Source organism: Gordonia rhizosphera NBRC 16068 (genome assembly GCF_000298195.1).
Classification (GTDB): Bacteria; Actinomycetota; Actinomycetes; order Mycobacteriales; family Mycobacteriaceae; genus Gordonia; species Gordonia rhizosphera.
Map to the genome: position 1 here is coordinate 34,242 of NZ_BAHC01000028.1, position 20,882 is coordinate 55,123.

General features: G+C 69.6%; 15 protein-coding genes. 13 read left to right on the forward strand and 2 right to left on the reverse strand.

From position 1 onward, the window contains the following. The first annotated feature begins 16 nt into the window (after positions 1-16). The 6 genes from GORHZ_RS02510 to GORHZ_RS02535 all read left to right on the forward strand — a co-directional run bounded on the left by GORHZ_RS02510 (position 17) and on the right by GORHZ_RS02535 (position 7,419). Positions 17-871, forward strand: a complete 855-nt coding sequence (locus GORHZ_RS02510) for a TIGR02569 family protein (protein WP_006330100.1) — start codon at positions 17-19, stop codon at positions 869-871. A 193-nt stretch (positions 872-1,064) separates the two neighbouring features. After that, positions 1,065-2,540, forward strand: a complete 1,476-nt coding sequence (locus GORHZ_RS02515; protein WP_006330105.1) for a nitrate/nitrite transporter — start codon at positions 1,065-1,067, stop codon at positions 2,538-2,540. Positions 2,541-2,598: 58 nt separating this feature from the next. Then, a complete protein-coding gene (gene nirB / locus GORHZ_RS02520) occupies positions 2,599-5,124 on the forward strand; it encodes a nitrite reductase large subunit NirB (RefSeq protein WP_006330106.1) in 2,526 nt (841 codons plus the stop codon). After that, the gene (nirD, locus tag GORHZ_RS02525; RefSeq protein ID WP_006330107.1) at positions 5,121-5,513 is read left to right on the forward strand and encodes a nitrite reductase small subunit NirD; all 393 of its coding nucleotides are present in this window, start codon (positions 5,121-5,123) and stop codon (positions 5,511-5,513) included. Before nirB ends, nirD begins: the two co-directional genes overlap by 4 nt. Then, positions 5,510-6,691, forward strand: a complete 1,182-nt coding sequence (locus GORHZ_RS02530; RefSeq protein WP_006330108.1) for a uroporphyrinogen-III synthase — start codon at positions 5,510-5,512, stop codon at positions 6,689-6,691. Before nirD ends, GORHZ_RS02530 begins: the two co-directional genes overlap by 4 nt. Then, positions 6,688-7,419 carry a sirohydrochlorin chelatase gene (locus GORHZ_RS02535; RefSeq protein WP_006330109.1) on the forward strand — a complete coding sequence of 244 codons (732 nt, stop codon included), beginning with the start codon at positions 6,688-6,690 and terminating at the stop codon, positions 7,417-7,419. The genes GORHZ_RS02530 and GORHZ_RS02535 overlap by 4 nt, the downstream gene beginning before the upstream one ends. A 98-nt stretch (positions 7,420-7,517) precedes the next feature. Here the strand turns inward: GORHZ_RS02535 and GORHZ_RS02540 are convergent, their stop codons facing one another. Together GORHZ_RS02540 and GORHZ_RS02545 are read right to left on the reverse strand one after the other, a co-directional pair. Further along, the gene (locus tag GORHZ_RS02540; protein WP_006330110.1) at positions 7,518-7,814 is read right to left on the reverse strand and encodes an MGMT family protein; all 297 of its coding nucleotides are present in this window, start codon (positions 7,812-7,814) and stop codon (positions 7,518-7,520) included. Between the two features lies 1 nt (position 7,815). Continuing rightward, positions 7,816-8,610, reverse strand: a complete 795-nt coding sequence (locus GORHZ_RS02545; RefSeq protein ID WP_006330111.1) for an alpha/beta fold hydrolase — start codon at positions 8,608-8,610, stop codon at positions 7,816-7,818. A gap of 160 nt (positions 8,611-8,770) precedes the next feature. Here GORHZ_RS02545 and GORHZ_RS02550 point away from each other — a divergent pair, with 160 nt between their 5' ends. From GORHZ_RS02550 to GORHZ_RS02585, 7 genes are all read left to right on the forward strand, one after another. Continuing rightward, entirely contained in the window at positions 8,771-12,208 is a 3,438-nt protein-coding gene (locus tag GORHZ_RS02550; protein WP_006330112.1) for an ATP-dependent helicase, read from the forward strand. Further along, positions 12,201-15,587 (forward strand): ATP-dependent helicase, encoded by a 3,387-nt coding sequence (locus GORHZ_RS02555; RefSeq protein WP_006330115.1) that lies wholly within the window; start codon positions 12,201-12,203, stop codon positions 15,585-15,587. Before GORHZ_RS02550 ends, GORHZ_RS02555 begins: the two co-directional genes overlap by 8 nt. 39 nt (positions 15,588-15,626) lie before the next feature. Beyond that, a complete protein-coding gene (locus GORHZ_RS02560) occupies positions 15,627-16,694 on the forward strand; it encodes a potassium channel family protein (protein ID WP_040529853.1) in 1,068 nt (355 codons plus the stop codon). Continuing rightward, positions 16,691-17,629: an NAD(+) diphosphatase gene (nudC, locus tag GORHZ_RS02565; RefSeq protein WP_040529856.1), complete on the forward strand. Its 939-nt coding sequence runs from the start codon at positions 16,691-16,693 to the stop codon at positions 17,627-17,629. The genes GORHZ_RS02560 and nudC overlap by 4 nt, the downstream gene beginning before the upstream one ends. 57 nt (positions 17,630-17,686) lie before the next feature. Then, the gene (locus tag GORHZ_RS02570) at positions 17,687-17,971 is read left to right on the forward strand and encodes a mycoredoxin (protein ID WP_006330120.1); all 285 of its coding nucleotides are present in this window, start codon (positions 17,687-17,689) and stop codon (positions 17,969-17,971) included. Positions 17,972-18,029: 58 nt separating this feature from the next. Further along, entirely contained in the window at positions 18,030-20,075 is a 2,046-nt protein-coding gene (locus GORHZ_RS02575; RefSeq protein ID WP_006330124.1) for an ATP-dependent DNA helicase UvrD2, read from the forward strand. 495 nt (positions 20,076-20,570) lie between these two features. Next, on the forward strand, positions 20,571-20,861 hold the full coding sequence (locus tag GORHZ_RS02585) for a WhiB family transcriptional regulator (protein ID WP_006330128.1): 291 nt from the start codon (positions 20,571-20,573) through the stop codon (positions 20,859-20,861). Positions 20,862-20,882: the final 21 nt, after the last annotated feature.

Consider the following 20,882-nt stretch of genomic DNA (forward strand, 5'->3'; position numbering starts at 1 on the left):
GGTAATCTCTGCAGACGTGAACAGCGTCGAGCCGCCCGAACATGTGCTCAACACGTTCGGGCTGACCGCCCACCCGCCGATTCCGATGGGGGATTCCTGGATCGGCGGCTGGCGTGTCGGCGAGGTCGTTCTCTCGCTGGTGCCCGACCATGCGCGCGCCGCCTGGTCGGCGAAGGTCCGCGAATCGCTCTACGTCGAGGGCCTGCGCATCGCCCGCCCGTTCCGCGCGACCGACGGCCGCTACGTCGTATCCGGGTGGCGCGCCGACACCTACATCGCCGGGACGCCCGAACCGCGCCACGACGAGGTGGTCCTCGTCGCCGACCGGCTCCACGCGGCGACGGCGGAACTCGAGCGTCCCCGATTCCTGTTGCAGTCACCGGCCCCGCCGCACACCGACGTCGACGTGTTCACCGCCGCCGACCGCGCCGCCTGGGAGGACGTACCGCTGCGCACCGCACGGGCCGCGGGGATGGGTGAGCCCACCTCACCTGATGGCGTGGCCAGCGTCGAGATGCTGAAAACCCTTGCCACACTGCGGAAGATCGTAGATCTCCCGTCGCAGGTCGTCCACGGTGACCTGTTCGGCACCGTGCTGTTCGCGGGGGCGGCGGCACCCGGAATCACCGACATCGTCCCCTACTGGAGACCGGCGCCCTGGGCGGCCGCCGTCGTGGTCGTGGACTCCCTGGCGTGGGGCGGGGCAGACGACGAGCTCGTCGACCGGTGGTCGGATCAACCCGAGTGGCCGCAGATGATGCTGCGTGCCACCATGTTCAGACTGGCCGTGCACGCCCTGCATCCGCGGGCGACGGGCGGTGCGCTCCCTGGATTGCAGCGTGTCGTCGACCTCGTCCGCCTGATGCTCTAAGTGGACCACTAAGGACCGCGCAGGTCGGAGCGGGTCCGACACCTTCTCACAGGTTTCCTCCCCGGATGTGAGCACAACGTGACCGTTCGGTCACGCGAAGGAAAATGGGCGCAACAAGGGTTACCTACCTTGATTCCCATCACACCGACGACGCCGTCGGGCAACCACGCTCACCAACCCGATTGGATGGCCCATGCCAGCACTGCCCGCATCCGTGCGTGACGCGCTCAAACGCGATCACACGATCACCGCATGGGATCCCGAGGACGAGCAGGCCTGGGAGGCGGGCAACGCCGCCATCGCGAAGCGCAACCTGGTCTGGTCGGTGATCTGCGAGCACGTCGGCTTCTCGATCTGGTCGCTGTTCTCGGTGATGGCGTTGTTCATGGGGCCCGAGTACGGCATCAGCCTCGACCAGAAGTTCATCATCGGCGCCACCGCCACCCTGGTCGGCTCCTGCCTGCGCATCCCCTACACCCAGGCCACTGCCCGATTCGGCGGGCGCAACTGGGCCATCTTCAGTGCGATCGTGCTGCTCATCCCCACCGGCCTCACCATGATGCTGATGATGAATCCGGGTGAGTTCGGCTTCGGCTGGTTCCTCGCGGTCGCGGCGCTGACCGGTTTCGGTGGCGGCAACTTCGCCTCGTCGATGACCAACATCAACGCCTTCTACCCGCAGCGGCTCAAGGGCTGGGCGCTCGGGCTCAACGCCGGCGGCGGCAACATCGGCGTGCCGGTGGTGCAGTTGATCGGTCTGGCCGTCATCTGGCTCGCCTCGGATCAGCCCGAGATCGTGTGCTCGATCTACCTGGTGGCCCTGGCCGTGGCCGGTGTCGGCGCGGCCATCTACATGGACAACCTCGACCACCAGACCTCCAGCGGCCGTGCGATGATCGACTGCCTCAAATACCGCGACACCTGGTTGATCTGCCTGCTCTACGTCGGCACCTTCGGTTCATTCATCGGTTTCGGTTTCGCCTTCAGCCAGGTCCTCAACATTAGCTTCACCTCGGCGGGGGCCGCCAAGCCGGCGCTGGCCGCGGCGTCGATCGCCTGGATCGGTCCGCTGCTCGGTTCGCTGTCCCGGCCCTACGGCGGCAAGCTGGCCGACCGCATCGGCGGCGGCAGGGTGACCCTGTACTCCTTCGTCGCGATGACCGCCTCGGCCGCGGTCCTCGTCGTCGCCGGCACGATCGCCGACACCAACGGCAAGGTGATCACCGGCCCCATTCTCACCACGTTCGTCATCGCCTTCATCGCGCTGTTCCTGATCTCGGGTATCGCGAACGGCTCGGTGTACAAGATCATCCCGACGATCTGGGAGCACAAGTCCGCGCACCTCACCGCTCTCAACGCGGTGGGTAAGACCAAGTGGTCGCGCAGCATGTCCGGCGCCTTGATCGGAATCGCCGGAGCCGCAGGTGGTCTCGGTGGTGTCGGCATCAATCTCGTGCTGCGGGCGAGCTACAAGTCGAATCAGTCGGCCACCTTCGCGTTCTGGGTCTTCATGGTCTTCTACGTCGTCGCCGGGGTGATCACCTGGTGGTTCTACGCCCGCCGTCCGATCGTCCTCGGCGAGACCACCGATCTGGCCGTGGCCGACCCCGCCGCGGTCTCGGGACACCTGACCGGAGAGATCGGCACCACCGACAAGGCCATGGCCTGACCGACCGGTCCGCGACGCCGCCGGTGTCGTGAGCCGCGAGTTCCTCGAGGAGTTACCAGTGACCAACGAATCCAAAACAGTCGTCGTGGTCGGCCACGGCATGGTCGGACACCGTTTCGTTCAGACCCTTCGCGATCGCGACACCGCGGACACCTGGCGAGTGGAGGTGGTGTGCGAGGAAGCCGATCCCGCCTACGACCGCGTGGGGCTGTCGTCCTATGTCGGTGCGTGGCAGCGTGATCTGCTGGCGCTGCAGGGCAACACCTATGCCGGAGACGAGCGCGTCATCACCCACCTCGGGGAGGCGGTCACCGGGATCGACCGTGCCGCGCGCCGGGTCACCACCAGCGCCGGGCGCGAGATCGACTACGACGCGCTGGTTCTGGCGACCGGGTCGTACGCCTTCGTGCCGCCGGTGCCCGGCCACGATCACGAGAAGTGCTTCGTGTACCGCACCCTCGACGACCTCGACGAGATCCGGGCCACCGCCGAGGCCGCCGGTCCCGGCGCACCCGGCATCGTTGTCGGCGGCGGCCTGCTCGGCCTCGAGGCGGCCAACGCGCTGAAGCTGATGGGGATGACCCCGCACGTGGTGGAGTTCGCACCCCGGCTCATGCCGATGCAGGTCGACGACGGCGGCGGCGCGGTCCTGAAGAACCTCGTCACCGAACTCGGGCTCGTGGTGCACACCGGCGTGGGCACGGCGAACATCGCCGACGGTGAGGCAGGCGGACTGAGGGTCACCCTGTCCGACGAGACGGAGCTCGATGCCGCCCTGGTCGTGTTCTCGGCCGGTGTCCGACCGCGCGACCAACTGGCCCGCGACGCCGGCCTCGCGATCGGTGAGCGCGGAGGTGTCCTGGTGGACGATGTCTGCCGCACCGACGATCCGGCCATCTTCGCCATCGGTGAGGTGGCCGCCGTGGAGGGCCGCTGCTATGGCCTGGTCGCCCCTGGTTACAGCACCGCCGAGGTCGTCGCCGATCAGCTGCTCGGTGCCGACTCGACGTTCCCCGGTGCGGACATGTCCACCAAGCTGAAGCTCCTCGGCGTGGATGTCGCGAGTTTCGGCGATGCGATGGGCGCCACGGATAACGCGCTGGAGATCGTCTACCACGATCCGGTGGCCGGGCGCTACGCCAAGGTCGTGGTGTCCGACGACGCCAAGACCCTCCTCGGCGGCATCCTGGTCGGCGACGCATCGGCCTACGCCATGCTCAAGCCGATGGTCGGCCGGGAGATCCCCGGCGATCCGGCGGCACTCATCGCCCCGGCCGGTGGGCCGGCGGTCGGCATCGACGCGCTGCCCGACGACGCCGAGATCTGTTCCTGCAACGGTGTCTCCAAGGGCACGATCTGCTCGGCGATCGCCGCGGGCGCGTGCGAGATCGCCGACATCAAGAAGGAGACCTGCGCGGGCACGACGTGCGGTGGCTGTGTGCCGAGTATCAAGCAACTGCTCGAGGCCTCCGGGGTGGAACTGTCCAAGTCACTGTGCGAACACTTCGAACAGTCACGTCGGGAACTGTTCGAGATCGTCGCGGTCACCGGCATCCGCACCTTCTCCGCGCTCATCGACGCCTACGGCACCGGACAGGGCTGTGAGATCTGCAAGCCGACGGTGGCGTCGATCCTGGCGTCGACGTCGAGCGACCACATCCTCGACGGTGAGCAGATGTCGCTGCAGGACACCAACGACCACTTCCTGGCCAACCTGCAGAAGAACGGCTCCTACTCGGTGGTGCCCCGGATACCCGGCGGGGAGGTCACCCCCGAACAGCTCATCGTCATCGGCGAGATCGCCCGCGACTTCGGTCTCTACACGAAGATCACCGGGGGACAGCGCATCGACCTGTTCGGTGCCCGCGTGGACCAACTCCCGCTGATCTGGCGGCGCCTCGTCGACGCCGGCATGGAATCGGGCCACGCGTACGGCAAGAGTCTGCGGACCGTGAAGAGCTGCGTCGGGTCCACGTGGTGCCGCTACGGCGTGCAGGACTCCGTGGGCATGGCGGTGTTCCTGGAGAAGCGCTACCGGGGTCTGCGGTCACCGCACAAACTGAAGTTCGGGGTGTCGGGCTGCGCCCGCGAGTGTGCCGAGGCGCGGGGCAAGGACGTGGGCGTGATCGCCACCGAGAACGGCTGGAACCTGTACGTCGCGGGCAACGGTGGCCAGAGCCCGAAGCACGCCCAGCTGCTGGCGAGCGGGGTGGATGACGCGACGCTCGTCGCCTACATTGATCGGTATCTGATGTTCTACATCCGCACCGCCGATCGTCTGCAGCGCACGGCACCGTGGCTGGAGTCGTTGGAGGGGGGACTCGATCATCTGAAGGCAGTGGTCTGTGAAGACGGTCTGGGACTGGCCGCCGACCTCGAGTCGGCCATGGAGCGACACGTCGCCGGCTACCGCGACGAGTGGGCCGCGGTGCTCGAAGACGAGGACAAGCTCAAGCGGTTCGTCTCGTTCGTCAACGCGCCGGAGGTCGCCGACCCGACCATCAGATTCACCGAGACGGAGCGCAAGGTGCCGGTACTGCTGGACATGCCGACCGTGCGGGATACCGAAGGAGTACCGACATGACCATCACCGACGAACAGGTCACCGGGACATGGGTACGCGCCTGCGCGCTGGCCGACCTCACGGTCGGGCGCGGTGTCGCGGTGCTGGGCCCCGACTATGAACAGGCCGCACTGTTCCGCATCCCGGCGTACGAGACCGACCGGGAAGCCGCCGCCGGCCGGACCCGCCTGCACGCCATCGGCAACATCGACCCGTTCGCGCGCGCGGCTGTGCTGTCGCGCGGAGTGACCGGGGATCGGTCCGGCGAGCCGACGGTGGCCAGCCCGCTGGGCAAACAGGTGTTCTCGCTACGTACGGGTATCTGCCTCGACGACGAGTCGACTCAGGTGCCCAGTTATGCCGTCAGGATCGTCGACGACGTCGTCGAGATCTACTTCCCGGAGGGATGACAATCAACAAGACCCACGCAGGATCCACCGACGTGGCCGACCCGCTGCCGCTGGTGGGGTTCACTGTCGGCATCACCGCCGCCCGGCGCGCCGACGAGTTCGCCGCGCTGCTCACCCGCCGCGGTGCGGAGGTGATGATGGCCCCGACGATCCGGATCCTCCCGCTCGTCGACGACACCGAACTCGAGCGCGTCACCGATGCGATCATCGCCGACCCACCCGACATCATGGTCGCCACCACCGGTATCGGTTTTCGTGGCTGGGTCGAGGCCGCCGACGGGTGGGGCAACGTCGAACCCCTCCTCGGTGCACTCGGCAAGAGCCGGCTGATCGCCCGTGGCCCGAAGGCCAAGGGTGCCATCCGCGCGGCCGGGTTGCGGGAGGAATGGTCACCGGAGAGCGAATCGTCGTCGGAGGTGCTCGACCTTCTGCTCGAGGAGGGCGTCGACGGGGTGCGCATCGCGGTGCAGCTGCACGGCGCGACGACCGAGTGGGAGCCACTGCCGGACTTCTGTGCTGTGCTGCGCGCCGCCGGCGCGCGGGTGGTGCCGGTTCCGGTCTACCGCTGGAACATGCACCCCGACGTGGACCGGATCGACCGGATGATCACCGGGGTGATCCGTGGCGACCTCGACGCGATCACCTTCACCAGTGCCCCGGCCGCGGCGTCGATCCTGACCCGCGCCAAGGACCTGGGCAAACTGACGCAGTTCGTGCACGCGATGCGCACCGCCGTCGCGGTGGTGTGCGTCGGGTCGGTGACCGCGGCCCCGCTGGAGGCGTTGCAGATCCCCACCATCTATCCGAAGCGGTTCCGACTCGGTGCGCTGGCGCGGCTGATCACCGACGAACTTCCGCGGCGTGGTCACAATCTGCGGGTTCACGGCCACGACACCGCTATCCACGGTCAGGCCGTGGTGGTCGACGGGGAACTGCGGGACCTGTCGGCGACCAGTCTGATCATGCTCAAGGCCCTGGCCAAGAGCCCCGGAGCGGTGGTCTCGCGGCGGGATCTGCTCGCGGCGCTGCCGGGCGACAGTTCTGACACCCATGCCGTCGAGGTCGCGGTGGCACGACTGCGTGCGGCGCTCGGCGATCCGAAGATGATCCAGACGGTGGTCAAGCGCGGTTACCGCCTCGCGGTCGATCTGGAGTACGAGGAGGAGGACGGCGAATGACCGTCGAGCACCTGTTGCCCTTCGGCGACCGCCTACGCGACGTCAGTCCGGTGCTGGTCGCACACGGCACCCGAAATCCCCATGGCGTCAACGTGATCGCCCAGATCGCCGAGGCGGTCAGCGACCGTGTCGGCACCACGCGCACCGCCTTCGTCGACGTGCTCGGACCGAACCCGGCCGAGGTCATCGCCGACGCGCCCCGGCCCGCGGTCCTCGTCCCGGCCTTCCTCGCGTCGGGTTATCACGTGCGGCAGGACATCCCCCAGCATGTCGCCGCCGCGGGGCGCCCGGACACCATCGTGACCCGCGCCCTCGGGCCGGACCCGGCGATCGCCGCGGTGCTGCGCCTGCGCCTGATCGAGGCCGGGTGGGAACCGGGGGATGCAGTGGTGCTGGCCGCTGCCGGATCGTCCGACGAGAGTGCCTGCGGCCAGACCTATCTCGCGGCCCGGCAGCTCGAGTCCCTCATCGGCGGTCGGATCGAGGTGGGTTTCATCACCACCGCGAGCCCGTCGGTGCCCGACGCCGTCGAACGCGCCTCCCGGCACGGTCGCCGGGTCGTGATCGCCGCCAACCTGCTCGCACCGGGCCTGTTCCACGAGCGACTGCACACCTATGGAGCCGACGCGGTGTCCGACCCGCTCGGCGTGGACCGGCGCATCGTCGACCTCATCGTCACGCGGATGCGCGCGGCCGTCAGCCCGTACCGTCGCCGCACCGCCGCCTGACGCCCCTGTACGCCTCCGGCAGGTTTTCCGCCGGAAGTCGGTTCGTCCCCTAGCTGCAGTTGGAGGGCGAACACGATTGCGGGGGAGGAACTTTCGGGCTAGGGGGCCCAGCGGTGGGCGCGGAGCGCCACGCGGCCCGCGTGGACCGCGACGCCTTCGGCGCGCAGGCGCTCCAGTTGGCGGTCGGCGAGATGTGCGGCCGGTCTCCCGCTCGCGGAGATGACGCGGTGCCAGGGTAGATCCGCCGAGTCGGTCCGCATGATCCACCCGACGATCCGTGGACTCGACAACCCCGCCGCCGCGGCCAGGTCCCCATAGGTGGTGACCCGGCCGACGGGGATCGCGGCGACCAACTCGCGGACCCGTTCCACGTCGTCGTCGGAGACGGACGCCACCTCAGCGGTGTCCGATCATCGCGCGGATCAAGCCTGCGGTGAGGTCGGGATCGTCGTAGGCGACCATGTGGCCGCAATCGGCCCGCACGACCTCGACGCTCTCGGCACGCTCGGCGGCGCAGGCCCGCAGAAACGCCTCCGACACGAACGCAGGATCGACCCTCTCGGCGACGACGACGGTCGTCGGCACGCCGGCCGGTGGCAACACGAACGGCCGGGCCATCTCGCTCCACGCGGTCGCCGCCGCGGCGGCGGCCACCCGCCAGCCCACCCGGCCGTTGTCGAGGTCGATCAGATGCTCGGCGATCTCCTTGTCCAACAGTGCATCCGGGACATCGGCCCATCCCTCGGCGCGTTTCGCCGCACGCGCTGCGTCGGCGTCGGCGTAATCCCAGTGGGTGAGGCTGTCGGTGGCCACCTGCAGGGCCCACGCCGGGTCGAGACCCTGCGCCGGATCGAGTAGGACCAGACCGCGCACGACATCGGCACCGAGTGCGGCGGCGAGCCGGACGGCCACCGCACCACCGAACGAGTGGCCGACGACGACGAACGGTCGGGCGTGGGCGGGGATGTGTTCGTCGACGACGGCGGTCAGCGCGTCCACGTGATGGTCGTACGACCATGGCGGGAGATGCGGCGAATGGCCGTGGCCGATCAGATCGGGCGCGACGACCCGAACGTCGGCCAGGTGCGCGGCCGCCAACGACTCCCACCGCCGGCCGTGCCCGGTCAGGCCGTGGATCGCCAGCACGCTGGGCGCGTCGGCGGGGCCGAAGACATGGGTCTGCAGGTGCATGCTGCCATCCTGCCGCAGGGTGGTCCGGCAGGGTGGGCTCGGCGGGGTGGGTTCGGCGGGGTGGGATCGGCAGGGTGGTCCGGCGGGGCGGGTTCGACGGGTGGGCTCGGCAGGGCGGTGCCCGAACGGCGCTGTCGGCGGGCCATGATTCCATGGGGACATGGCGCGACGCACCGAGATCTCCACCGGCGATGCGCTGCGGACCCGGCTGATCGCTGCCGGCGTCGACGCCGACACGGCAGTCCGGGAGTGGCCGCCGCATGTACAGGCGGTGATCGACGGACACGACGGAGTCGATCTCGGCCGGCCGTGGTCACCGATCCGGGTGCACGGCGGCCCGGGCACCGGCAAGACGGCGCTCATCGTCGACGCGGCGGTCTCGCGGCTGCGTCGACCTGGGGTCGACCCGGAGTCGGTGCTGGTCCTCGCCGCGTCCCGGCGTGCCGCCGCGGCGCTGCGCGAGGAGATCACCCGGCGGGTGCTGTCGGATCAGGCGTCCGACGATGCCGCCGACGGCGGTCATGCGCTGCGCGAACCCCTGGTCCGCACGGTGCACTCCTATGCGTTCGCGATCCTGCGGTTGCAGGCGTCGGTGCACGGCAACCCGCCGCCTCGGCTGATCACCGGGTCCGAACAGGACGTGGTGCTGCGCGAACTGCTCGCCGGCGACATCGAGGACGGCGCCGGGTACTGGCCCGAGCGGCTGCGGCCCGCGCTCGGCACCGACGGGTTCGCCCAGGCGTTGCGCGACCTGATGATGCGGGCCGCCGAGCGCGGCGTGGGGCCCGAGGAACTGGCCGCGCTCGGTCGCCATCATCGTCATCCCGAGTGGGTCGCGGCCGGGCGGGCCTACGCCCAGTACGAGCAGAACATGCTGCTGCGCGGCGCGGTCGGCGCCGACGCCCCCGGCGCCTCGGCCCCCGCGGTGGACGCCGCGGAACTCGTCGGCTCCGCATTGTCGGCCTTCGCGACCGACCCGGACCTGTTGGCGGGTCAGCGGCGCCGCATCCGGCATCTGCTCGTCGACGACGCGCAGCACCTCGACCCGCAGGCCGCCGAGCTGGTCACCCTGATCGGCACCGGTACCTCCTCGACCGTGATCGCCGCCGACACCGATCAGTCGGTCTTCGGGTTCCGCGGCGCCAGTCCGCGATTCGCCGACGAACTCGCCGAGCCGGGATCGGCGCGCGACATCGTCCTGGACCGCAGCTTCCGCAATCATCCGGCGATCGCGGCGGTCGGTGCCGCACTCGCGTCCCGGCTCCCCGGCGCGCGCCCGCATCCCTACCCGGAGTCGATGGACGCGGATTCGGCTGCCGGACAAGAAGTCCAGGACACCGGCGAGGGTGTCGAGGTGCGCGTGTTCAGTTCCGCGGCGAAGGAGGCGACGGCCGTCGCCGATCTGCTGCGTCGTGCGCATCTCTTCGCCGGGATCCCGTGGTCACGGATGGCGGTGATCGTGCGCTCGGTCCCGTTCGCGCTGCCGGCGTTGCGGCGGGCGTTCCGGTCGGCGGGGGTGCCGGTCATGACACCCACCAGCGATCTCCCGCTGCATCGCCAGCGTGCCGTCGGGGCGCTGATGGGGGTGCTGCGGGCGGTCGCGGCCCGCGACCTGATGGCGCACGGCCCGTCCGACGACGTGAACGAGACCTTCGGTGTCGACGACGCCGTCGGCCTCCTCTCCGGGCCCGTCGGTGGTGCCGATCCGGGTGCGATGCGACGGTTGCGGCGCGGTGTCCGGCGATTCGATGAACGCAGCGGCACCGGCGGCGCCGCCACCGATTCGCTCGTCTCCCTGCGGCGCGCCGTCCTCGACCGCGACGAGGCCGCCCGGTATCTGGCCGGGCTCAGCGAGACCGAGGCGCGCCCGCTGGTGCGGGTCCTCGACGTCGTCGACGCCGCGCACCGCACCCACCGCGCGCGGCGCGGGGTGGAGGAGACCCTGTGGGCGGCATGGCAGGCCAGCGGGCTGGAGCGGCGCTGGGCGTCGAGCGCCCTCCGGGGCGGACCGGCGGGGGAGCAGGCCGACCGTGACCTCGACGCGGTGCTGGCGATGTTCGAGGCGGCGGCGAACTTCGCCGACACCCTGCCCGCCGCGGGCCCCGCGGGGTTCGTGCGCTACCTGTCGGCGCTGCAGATCCCGCGGGACAGCCGGCTGCCCACGGCCGCCGCCGATGCGGTGACGGTACTGTCCGCGCATGCGGCGGCGGGACGCGAATGGGATGTCGTGGCGGTGGCCGGTGTGCTGGACGGGCTGTGGCCGTCCCTTCGCAGCCGGGGCAGTGTGCTCGCGACCGGGCAACTCGTCGACCTGCTCGACGGCGTCGATCCGGATGCCCTCGACACCGTGACGAGGTCGAGGGCGGCGCTCGCCGACGAACGGCGCCTGCTGCTGGTCGCGTGCACCCGCGCGCGGCGCCGGCTGCTCGTCACCGCGGTGGAGGACGGCAGTGGTGACGCGTCGCCGTCCCGCTTCGTCGCCGAGATCGCCGACGCCCTCGCCGGGCGACGGCTCCTCGACGACGACGCGCCACACCCGATCGGCGAGATCCCGTTGGACCCGGGAGTGGACCGGGTGCTCTCGCTGCCGTCGCTCATCGCGACGCTGCGCTCGGTCGTCGTCGCCGACGCCGAGCACCGGGCCCGCGAGGGTGGCGACCAACCGTCGCCGCGTGCCCGTGCGGCCGCCGAACTCCTTGCTCGACTGGCCGATTCGGATATCCCGGGGGCATCGCCCAAGGACTGGTACGGGCTGGGTGGCCCGAGTACGGACACCGCGCTGTGGACACCCGATCGCGGTCCGGTGATGCTGTCGCCGTCCAACGTCGAATCGTTGACCCGGTGCTCGCTGCGCTGGATGCTCGAGCGGCACGGAGGACGCGACGGTGACGGCACCCCCGCGCTCACCGGCAGCCTCGTGCACACTCTCGTCCAGGCGGTCGCGGGACGCATCGAGCCCGCGGAGGTCACCGCCGCGCTGCGCGGTATCTGGGACCGCGTCGACACGGGTGCCGCGTGGTATTCGGTGCGCGAACTCGAACGGGCCGAGGCGATGCTCACAAATTTCCGCGATTGGCTGCGCATCTCGCGTGACGAACTGGCCGAGGTGGGGGTAGAGGCCGAGATCGACGCGACCGTGCCGGGCGACGCGACCGACGGTGCAGACGGGGACATCCCGGTCCGGCTGCGCGGGCGTATCGACCGTCTCGAAACCGACCACCGGGGGCGCCCGGTGGTCATTGACGTGAAGACCGCGAAGACCGCGATATCCAAGGCCGACGCACAGGACCACGCCCAACTCGCCACCTATCAGCTGGCCCTCGCGCTCGGCGGCGTGGAAGGGCTCGGCGAGACCGAACCCGGCGGCGGACGACTGGTCTACGTGTCGGCAGCCAACAAGAACACCGGCGCCGCCGAACGGGTTCAGGACGGGTTGACACCGGAACTCGTCGGCGAGTGGATCGCCGTGGTGCGCAACGCCGCTCGCGCCAGTATCGGACCTGGCTACGCCGCGACCCGCAATCCCGGGTGCGGGCACTGCGCGCTGTCGACGAGCTGTCCGGCACAGCTGCGGGGGAAGAGCGTCATCGATGACTGACCGTACCGGCACCCGCCGCGGCCCGACCGTGTCGGCGGTGGTGCTCGCCGCCGCGCTGGGTCTGCCCACCCCCACCCCCGAACAGGTCGCGGTGATCGAGGCGCCCATGGAACCGGTTCTCGTCGTCGCCGGCGCGGGGGCCGGCAAGACCGAGACCATGGCGTCGCGGGTGGTGTGGCTGGTGGCCAATGGGCTCGTCGCCCCCGACGAGATCCTCGGGCTCACCTTCACCCGCAAGGCGGCCAGCGAACTCGGAGCACGGATTCGGCGTCGCCTCTCCACGCTGTCGGGGTCACCGGCGCTGCGGCACTGGGACCCCGACGGCGTGATCGCGGCCCGGCTGCGCGGGGGTGACCCGGAGGTCGGCACCTACCACGCCTACGCGGGGCGGCTGATCTCGGACTACGGCCTGCTGCTGCCGGTGGAACCGCGCTCGACGTTGTTGTCGGAGACCGAGCTGTGGCAGATGGCGTTCTCGGTGGTGTCGAACTGGACGGGGGAGCTGCACACCACGAAGGTGCCCTCCAGCGTCACCGAGGCAGTCCTGAAGCTCTACGGTGAGATCTCCGAACACCTTGTCGACATCGACGACCTGCGCCGCGCCGGTGAGGACCTCGTCGCGATGATCGAGACCCTGCCGAAGGGTCCGCGGCAGCGCGACACCCCGACGCAGGCGCTGCTGCGTGTCCGTGACGTGATCGCGGAGCGGCGCGAATTGATCCCGATGGTCGAGGCGCTGGGTGAGACGATGCGCGCGGCCACCGCACTCGACTTCGGCAGCCAGATGTCACTGGCCGCACGTCTGGTCACGGGAAACCCGGAAGTTGTTGCCGCCGAACGTGAATCGTTCTGTGCGGTGTTGCTCGACGAGTATCAGGACACCGGGCACTCGCAGCGTGTCCTGCTGGCGACGCTGTTCGGAGTGGCACCCCGCCTGCCCCGGGGCACTGCGACGACATCGGTCGCGGTGACCGCGGTCGGCGATCCCATCCAGTCCATCTACGGGTGGCGTGGCGCGTCGGCAGCGAACCTGCCCCGCTTCACCGACGACTTCCGAGGACCCGACGGTAAGCCGGCGTCCCGTCTCGAACTGCTCACCAGCTGGCGCAACGCCGTGCACTCGTTGCGGCTGGCGAACGAGACGTCGGAGGAACTGCGCCGCCGCGGCATCCCGGTCAGCGTGCTGCGGCCCCGGCCGGACGCACCTTTGGGCACCGTGAACCTGGCCATGACCGAGACGGTCGTCGACGAACGACGTTGGGTCGCCGACCACGTCGAGCGCTATTACCGGGCGGCGGAGACCGCGGGCGAAGCGCCACCCACCACGGCGATCCTGGTGCGGCGCAACGAGGATTCCGCGCCCTTGGCCGCCGAACTGGAGAGCCGCGGAATCCCGGCGGAGGTCGTGGGCATCGGTGGGCTCCTGCATGTTCCCGAGATCGAGGACATCGTCGCGATGCTGCGGGTGATCGCCGACCCGATGGCCGGTACCGCGGCGATGCGACTGTTGACCGGCGCGCGGTGGCAGCTGGGGGCCGGGGACATCGCCGCGTTGTGGCGGCGCGCCACCGAACTCGCCGCCGTGGAGTACACCGCGTCCAGCGGAGTAGTCACTTCGCGCGAAGAACTCGACGCCGCGCTCGATTCGGTGCTGCCCACCGAGATCGTCGACCGCGCCGGGATCGCCGACGCGATCGTCGACCCCGGTGAGGCCGGCCGCTACAGCCGTGAGGGGTACGCCCGGATCCGTGCCCTCGGCGCCCAACTGGAGTCGCTGCGCCGGCGGATCGGGCAGCCGCTGCCCGAACTCGTCGCCGACGTCGAGCACACGATCGGGGTCGCGGTCGAGGCGCAGATCCGGGCCCGCCGGATGCGCGGTGCGATCACCGGGCGTGAACATCTCGACGCCTTCGCCGACCATGTGACCGCCTACGCCGACCGCTCCGGTGCGAATCTGCCCGGCCTGCTGGCGTTCCTGGACACCGCCGAGACCATCGAGAAGGGCCTCGAGCCCGGGCGTATCGAGGTCGCCGAGCAGCGCGTACAGATCCTCACCGTGCACGCCGCGAAGGGCCTCGAATGGGATGTCGTGGTTCTGCCGCACGTCTGCCGCGGCATCTTCCCGGGAGGTCGAGCCGACACGACGTGGCTGGGCAGCGCCAAGGAGTTGCCGGCCTCGCTGCGCGGCGACCTCGCCGACGACGTCGACGCCGAGGGTTTCCCGCCGCTGGATCTGCGGTCGGTGTCGGATCGCAAGGCACTCGAAGAGGCGCTCACCGAGCACAAGGAGGCGATCACCCGACGACGACTCGACGAGGATCGTCGTCTGCTCTACGTCGCGCTGACCCGCGCCAAGCAGACATTGCTGGTATCCGCGCACCACTGGTCGGAAACCGGCGACAAACCGCGCGGCGGCTCGGAGTTCTTCGACGAACTTCGCTCGATCGTCACTGCCGACATCGCCGACCCGACCGTCGACTCGGCCGGGATGACCATCGACGAGGATGCACCCGAGCCGGAGGACGGCGCCGCCAACCCGCTCGCCGAACAGGTGGTCAGCGCGGCCTGGCCGCAGGATCTGCTGGGCGAACGCCGGGCTGCGGTCGCCGAGGCCGCCCGGATGGTGGCCGAGGCGATCGGCGAGCGTGACACGCCGGCGCTTTTCGCGGCCCCCGGAACCGCCGACGCCGAGGCCCGGCACGACGAGGACGCCGAGATCGTCGCCTGGCGCGCCGAGGTCGACGCGCTGCTCGACGAGCACGACCGCACCAACCGGGCCGAGGTCGACGTCGCGCTGCCGACACATCTGTCGGTGAGCCAACTCGTCGAACTCGACAGCGACGAAGCGGCCTTCGCCCGGCGGCTCCGCCGTCCGGTGCCGTATCAACCGAATCCCACCGCGCGCCGCGGCACCGCCTTCCACGCGTGGGTGGAGCGCTGGTTCGGGGCCACGCGCCTGCTCGACGTCGACGAACTGCCCGGGGCGGCCGACGCTACGGCCGCCCCCGACGCCGACCTCGACGCGCTGCGGGATGCCTTCCTGGCGTCTCGGTGGGCGCAGCGCAGCCCGACCGAGGTCGAGGTGCCGTTCGAGACCGTGATCGGTCCGACGGTGATCCGCGGCCGGATCGACGCGGTCTTCGCCGAAACCGACGGGAGCTGGATCGTCGTCGACTGGAAGACCGGTTCGGTACCGGAGCCGGCCCGCCGCGGTCCGTTGTTCGTCCAGCTGGCCGCCTACCGGATCGCGTGGGCCCAACTGAAGGGTGTGCCCGTGGACTCCGTGCGCGCCGCGTTCCACTACGTGCGGTCGGGCTATACGTTGGAACCCGATGAGTTGCCCGATCGCACGTCACTCGCCGCGATGCTGGCGAAGTAGGCTAGATTCGCGTGTTGTGATGCAACGGCGGGGTGCCTGATGGTCAGACGGAGGTTGCGCCGTCTACGCGGCGAGGAACTCCACGACCGGCCCGACTATGCGCTGGTCGGTGTCCTGCACATCCCCGAGCTCCAGCAGAGTCCCGGCAGGGCGATCAGCAGGCGGGTCGTGTTCGCGACCTTCGCGCTGGTCGCGACGGCCGTCATCGTCTTCCTGGATCGCGACGGATATCGGGACACGCAGGACAATCCGCTGTCCTTCCTGGACGCGATGTACTACTCGGCGGTGACGCTGTCGACGACCGGGTACGGCGACATCACCCCGATCACCCCGTCCGCGCGCCTGATCAACCTACTCATCATCACCCCTCTGCGTGTGCTGTTCCTGATCGTGTTGATCGGAACGACACTGGAGGTGCTGACCGAACGGTCCCGGCAGGCGCTCAAGATCCAGCGGTGGAGGAACAGCGTGCGTAATCACACGGTCGTCATCGGCTACGGCACCAAGGGACGGACCGCCATCGACGCGATGATCGGCGACGGGGTCAAGACGTCGGAGATCGTCGTCGTCGACGCCAACCCGGACGTGTTGGAGGTGGCGGCGGCGAGGGGACTCGTCACCGTCCGCGGCGACGCGACCAAATCCGACGTGCTACGACTCGCCGGGGTCGTGCACGCCTCCAGCATCGTCGTCGCGGCCAACCGGGACGACACCGCGGTGCTCGCGACGCTCACCGCGCGCGAACTCAACCCGCGGGCGAAGATCGTCGCCTCGATCCGCGAATCCGAGAACACCCACCTGATGCGGCAGTCCGGCGCCAACTCGGTGGTGGTGTCCTCGGAGACCGCAGGGCGCTTGCTCGGTATCGCGACGATGACCCCGTCGGTGGTGGAGGTCATCGAGGATCTGCTGACTCCCGACGAGGGGTATGCGATCGCCGAGCGGGAGGTCGAGCCGACCGAGACCGGTGGATCGCCATCCCACACCCGCGACATCGTGCTCGGTGTGGTGCGCGACGGTAAGTTGCACCGCGTCGACGACATCGTGGTCGAGCAGATCGAGGTGGGCGACCGGCTGCTGTACGTGCGGAAGGGGGCGTCGGAATGAGGTCGTCATTCCGTTTGGACGAACCGCCGCTGCTGTCGCGAGCCACCTTCGATCGCGCCGACGAGATTCGTGACGACCCGGAACGGATGCGGGCGGGTTGGACGACGGCGCGGGTGTTGCTCATCGACGCCACCGGGCGCTACCCGGTCGCCGACGACGGCCGGCTGCACTGGCAGGATGCCGCGGGCCTCGCCGACGAGCCGCTCGCCGACGCCGTCTTCCTCGGGATCTCCGCCTCCGGAGCCGATCTGTGGACGCGGCGGGTCGATCACATCGACGGCCCCACCGACGATCCGCGCCGCGGCGCGCACGGACTCGACTCCGACGAGGCCGGCCAGCTCGCCACCGCGCTGGGAATCCTGAACTGGCATGCGACGGCACGGTTCTCTCCGGTGGACGGGTCCGCCACCGTACCGGCCCGCGGGGGATGGGTGCGTCGGCACCTCGACAGCGGTGCCGACGAGTTCCCGCGCACCGACCCGGCGATCATCACCGTGGTGCACGACGGGGCCGACCGGATTCTGCTCGGCCGGCAGTCCGTGTGGCCCGACGGCTGGTATTCGACGCTGGCCGGATTCGTCGAACCCGGTGAATCCCTGGAACAGTGCGTGATCCGCGAGGTGTACGAGGAGGTGGGGGTCACCGTCAGCGATCCCCATTATCTGGGCAGCCAGCCGTGGCCGTTCCCGCGCTCGCTGATGCTGGGTTTCGAGGCCGTCGCCGACCCCGAGGAACCGCTGCGCTTCCTCGACGGCGAGATCGCCGACGCCGCCTGGTTCGACCGGGCCGAGGTGATCGAGGTACTCGAGGCCGGTGGGGACTGGGGTGCCGGCGGGGCCGCCGAACGCCCGGATGGTCGTCGCCTGCGGTTGCCCGGTTCCATCTCGATCGCGCGTGCCATCATCAGCGCGTGGGCCCATTCGGCACCGAACTGACCACTGTCGGGAGTGGCGATTGGGAACAGGCCACCATTTCGTGATGTTATTGGTCACATGAGCAACGTGATCGACGACGATGTTTCGGCCCGGGTTTCCGGCACCGGCGAGCTGACGATGTACACCACCAGCTGGTGCGGCTTCTGTAACCGGCTGAAGACCGGGCTCAAGGGCCTGGGGCTGAAGTGGCAGGAGGTCGACATCGAGCTCAACCCCGACGCCGCGGAGTTCGTCGGCAGCGTCAACGACGGCGACCACACCGTCCCGACCCTGCTCTTCGCCGACGGCACGACGGCCACCAACCCGTCATTGGCCGAGGTCAAGGCCAAGCTCGGACTCTGACCCGGGTCCGGGTCGATCTCGACCCTGACCTGTCACAGCCCGGTGGCATAGTGAACCGGTGCCCGATCATCACCGCATACTCGACGGTCTCGACCCCGAGCAGCAGCGGGCGGTGCTGGCACCGCGCGGTCCGGTGTGCGTTCTGGCGGGGGCCGGGACCGGCAAGACCCGCACGATCACTCGCCGCATCGCACACCTGATCGACAGCGGTCAGGTGAACCCGAGCCAGGTTCTCGCGGTCACCTTCACGACCCGTGCCGCCGGTGAGCTGCGCTCGCGGCTGCGCGCTCTGGGTATCGCCGGGCCCGGGGGTTCGGTGCAGGCCCAGACGTTTCACGCCGCGGCGCTACGTCAGCTGAGATACTTCTGGCCGCGCGAACTCAGCTGGGAACTGCTCGACAACAAGCTCCCGGTGGTCGCGCGGGCCGCACGCCACGCCGGTCTGGCCACCACGTCGGAGTCGTTGCGCGATCTCGCGTCGGAGATCGAATGGGCCAAGGCGTCGCTGATCGGACCCGCCGGCTACCCGGAGGCCGTCGCCGCTCTGAGGCGTGACACGCCGTTTCCGGCCGACGCCGTCGCCGACGTCTTCGACACCTACGAGAGAGCCAAACGCGACGGCGCCCATCTGTTGCTGGATTTCGACGACCTCATCGTCTACGCCGCTGAGCTGCTGCGCGAACCCCGGGTCGCCGCCGACTTCCGCTCCCGCTACCGGTGTTTCGTCGTCGACGAGTATCAGGACATCACCCCGGTGCAGCAGGGCCTGCTCGAGGCGTGGCTGGGGGAGCGCGACAATCTGACCGTCGTCGGCGACGCGAATCAGACCATCTACACCTTCGCCGGGGCGACCTCACGTTTTCTGCTGGACTTCACCCGCCGGTATCCCGACGCCATCCTGGTACGGCTCGAACGCGACTACCGCTCGACCCCCGAGGTGGTGGCGGTGGCCAACCAGGTCATCGCCGGGGCCGGCGAACGAGTACCCGGAACGCGGCTGGAACTGGTCGGACAACGATCTCGCGGCCCGGTACCGCGGCCCGCCGAGTTCGCCGACGAACTGCGTGAGGCGCACGGGGTCGCCGCCCAGATCAAACACCTGATCAACGCCGGTACGCCACCGTCGGAGATCGCCGTGCTCTATCGGGTCAACGCGCAATCCGACCGGTTCGAGGAGGCCCTGACCGAAGCGGGCATCCCGTATCAGATCCGCGGTTCGGAGGCGTTCTTCACGCGTACCGAGATCGTGCAGGCGATGGGCAAACTGCGCGCCGCGGCGCAGCGCGACGATCTCCCGGCCGGCGTCGCGCCCGCGCATCTGGTCCGTGCCGTGCTCGCACCGCTCGGGCTGAGCGAGTCCGAACCCGCCGGTGCCAACGCCAAAGCCCGCTGGGAATCGTTGTCCGCCTTGATGTCCGTCGTCTCCGAGATGGTCGCCGATCAGCCGGGTCTGACCTTTCCCCGGGTCGTCGCCGAATTGACGATGCGCGCCGAGGAACGGCACACCCCGACGCAGGCGGGCGTCACGCTGGCGTCCCTGCACGCCGCGAAGGGACTCGAATGGGATGCGGTGTTCCTGGTCGGTCTCACCGAGGGGTCGGTGCCCATCAGCCAGGCGATCGACGCCGGGCCATCCGCGATCGACGAGGAGCGGCGCCTGTTCTACGTCGGGATCACCCGGGCCCGTGAACATCTCTTCCTGTCGTGGAGTCTGTCGCGATCCGGTTCGAGTCGCGCGACACGTAAGCGCACCCGGTTCCTCGAGGGCATCGATCTCGATCCGCGCCGCAGCGGCCGGTGCACGGTCTGCGGTGCGCAGCTGGTGAATCCGGAATCACGCGTGCGGCAGCGATGCGGCAGCTGCCGGGTCGAGGAACGCGACGAGGCGCTGGTGTCGGCGCTGCGGTCGTGGCGGGCCGACCATGCCCGACGGCGCGGCATGGCCGAACACGCGGTTCTGACCGACGCCATGCTCGACGCGATCGCCGAACGGCGCCCGGCCGACACGCGATCCCTGGGGGATATCGGCGGCATCGGCCCGACGAAACTCGACCAGTTCGGTGCCGAACTCCTCGATCTGGTCAAAAGCGCTGGTCAAAAATAGGTTGTGCGATCATCGTCGCACCCCATACCCTGGATTCACCCAGCACGGGGTGCCTCCTGCTCGTCCATGGCAGGTCGCCTCGCGTGGAAGCCATCGAACACGGGAAGGAGCGGATCAGTGAACGGAAACAACGTTCAGCTCGGCATCGGCACGGCCAGTGCCGTCACATGGGCGGCTCACGACCGCTCCTGGGCCGACCCGACCCGCGTGCGACCGATGGCATTCCGCCCGGTCACCGCGGCCGTAACCGCCGCCGACCCCGCAATCGCCGCAGCGCGAGCGCCGCAGCGGTTCCCTGTGCAGATACGAGAACTGCGGAGACATTAGTCTCCGCACCATCCGGGCCACGGGCGAATCGCATCAGGCGAAACCCGTGGCCCTTGTTGTGAAGCCGGTTCGACGATCTCATCCCCGACGATGAGCATCCCGAACCGATTCCCTCCACATCAGGACTCGGGTGCCAAACACCCAACACGAGCAGATGTGGAGAAACCAATGACGACCGATTGCGTTCTCGAATCCTGTCTTCCGGCGGACCACGGGTCGATCGGCCGACTGGACCTGCCCTGTCAGGTGGCCGACGCCGACCTGTGGTTCGCCGAGGACCCCCGAGATCTGGAGCGGGCCAAGGCGATGTGCGCCGACTGCCCCCTGCAGCAGGCCTGCCTTCGCGCGGCCCTCGACCGCGCCGAGCCCTGGGGTGTTTGGGGTGGCGAGATCTTCGAGCGCGGCGTCGTCGTCGCGCGCAAGCGTCCGCGCGGTCGCCCGCGGAAGAACGCCGCGTAAGCGGTTCGTCGTTCGTCGTGC

Coding starts and splice junctions, on each gene's coding strand:
- GORHZ_RS02545 (WP_006330111.1), bottom strand. CDS start 8,610: ATGCACCTGCAGACCCATGTCTTCGGCCCCGCCGACGCGCCCAGCGTG.
- nudC (WP_040529856.1), top strand. CDS start 16,691: ATGAGGTCGTCATTCCGTTTGGACGAACCGCCGCTGCTGTCGCGAGCC.
- GORHZ_RS02585 (WP_006330128.1), top strand. CDS start 20,571: ATGACGACCGATTGCGTTCTCGAATCCTGTCTTCCGGCGGACCACGGG.
- nirD (WP_006330107.1), top strand. CDS start 5,121: ATGACCATCACCGACGAACAGGTCACCGGGACATGGGTACGCGCCTGC.
- GORHZ_RS02560 (WP_040529853.1), top strand. CDS start 15,627: ATGGTCAGACGGAGGTTGCGCCGTCTACGCGGCGAGGAACTCCACGAC.
- GORHZ_RS02530 (WP_006330108.1), top strand. CDS start 5,510: ATGACAATCAACAAGACCCACGCAGGATCCACCGACGTGGCCGACCCG.
- GORHZ_RS02515 (WP_006330105.1), top strand. CDS start 1,065: ATGCCAGCACTGCCCGCATCCGTGCGTGACGCGCTCAAACGCGATCAC.
- GORHZ_RS02570 (WP_006330120.1), top strand. CDS start 17,687: ATGAGCAACGTGATCGACGACGATGTTTCGGCCCGGGTTTCCGGCACC.
- GORHZ_RS02535 (WP_006330109.1), top strand. CDS start 6,688: ATGACCGTCGAGCACCTGTTGCCCTTCGGCGACCGCCTACGCGACGTC.
- GORHZ_RS02555 (WP_006330115.1), top strand. CDS start 12,201: ATGACTGACCGTACCGGCACCCGCCGCGGCCCGACCGTGTCGGCGGTG.
- GORHZ_RS02550 (WP_006330112.1), top strand. CDS start 8,771: ATGGCGCGACGCACCGAGATCTCCACCGGCGATGCGCTGCGGACCCGG.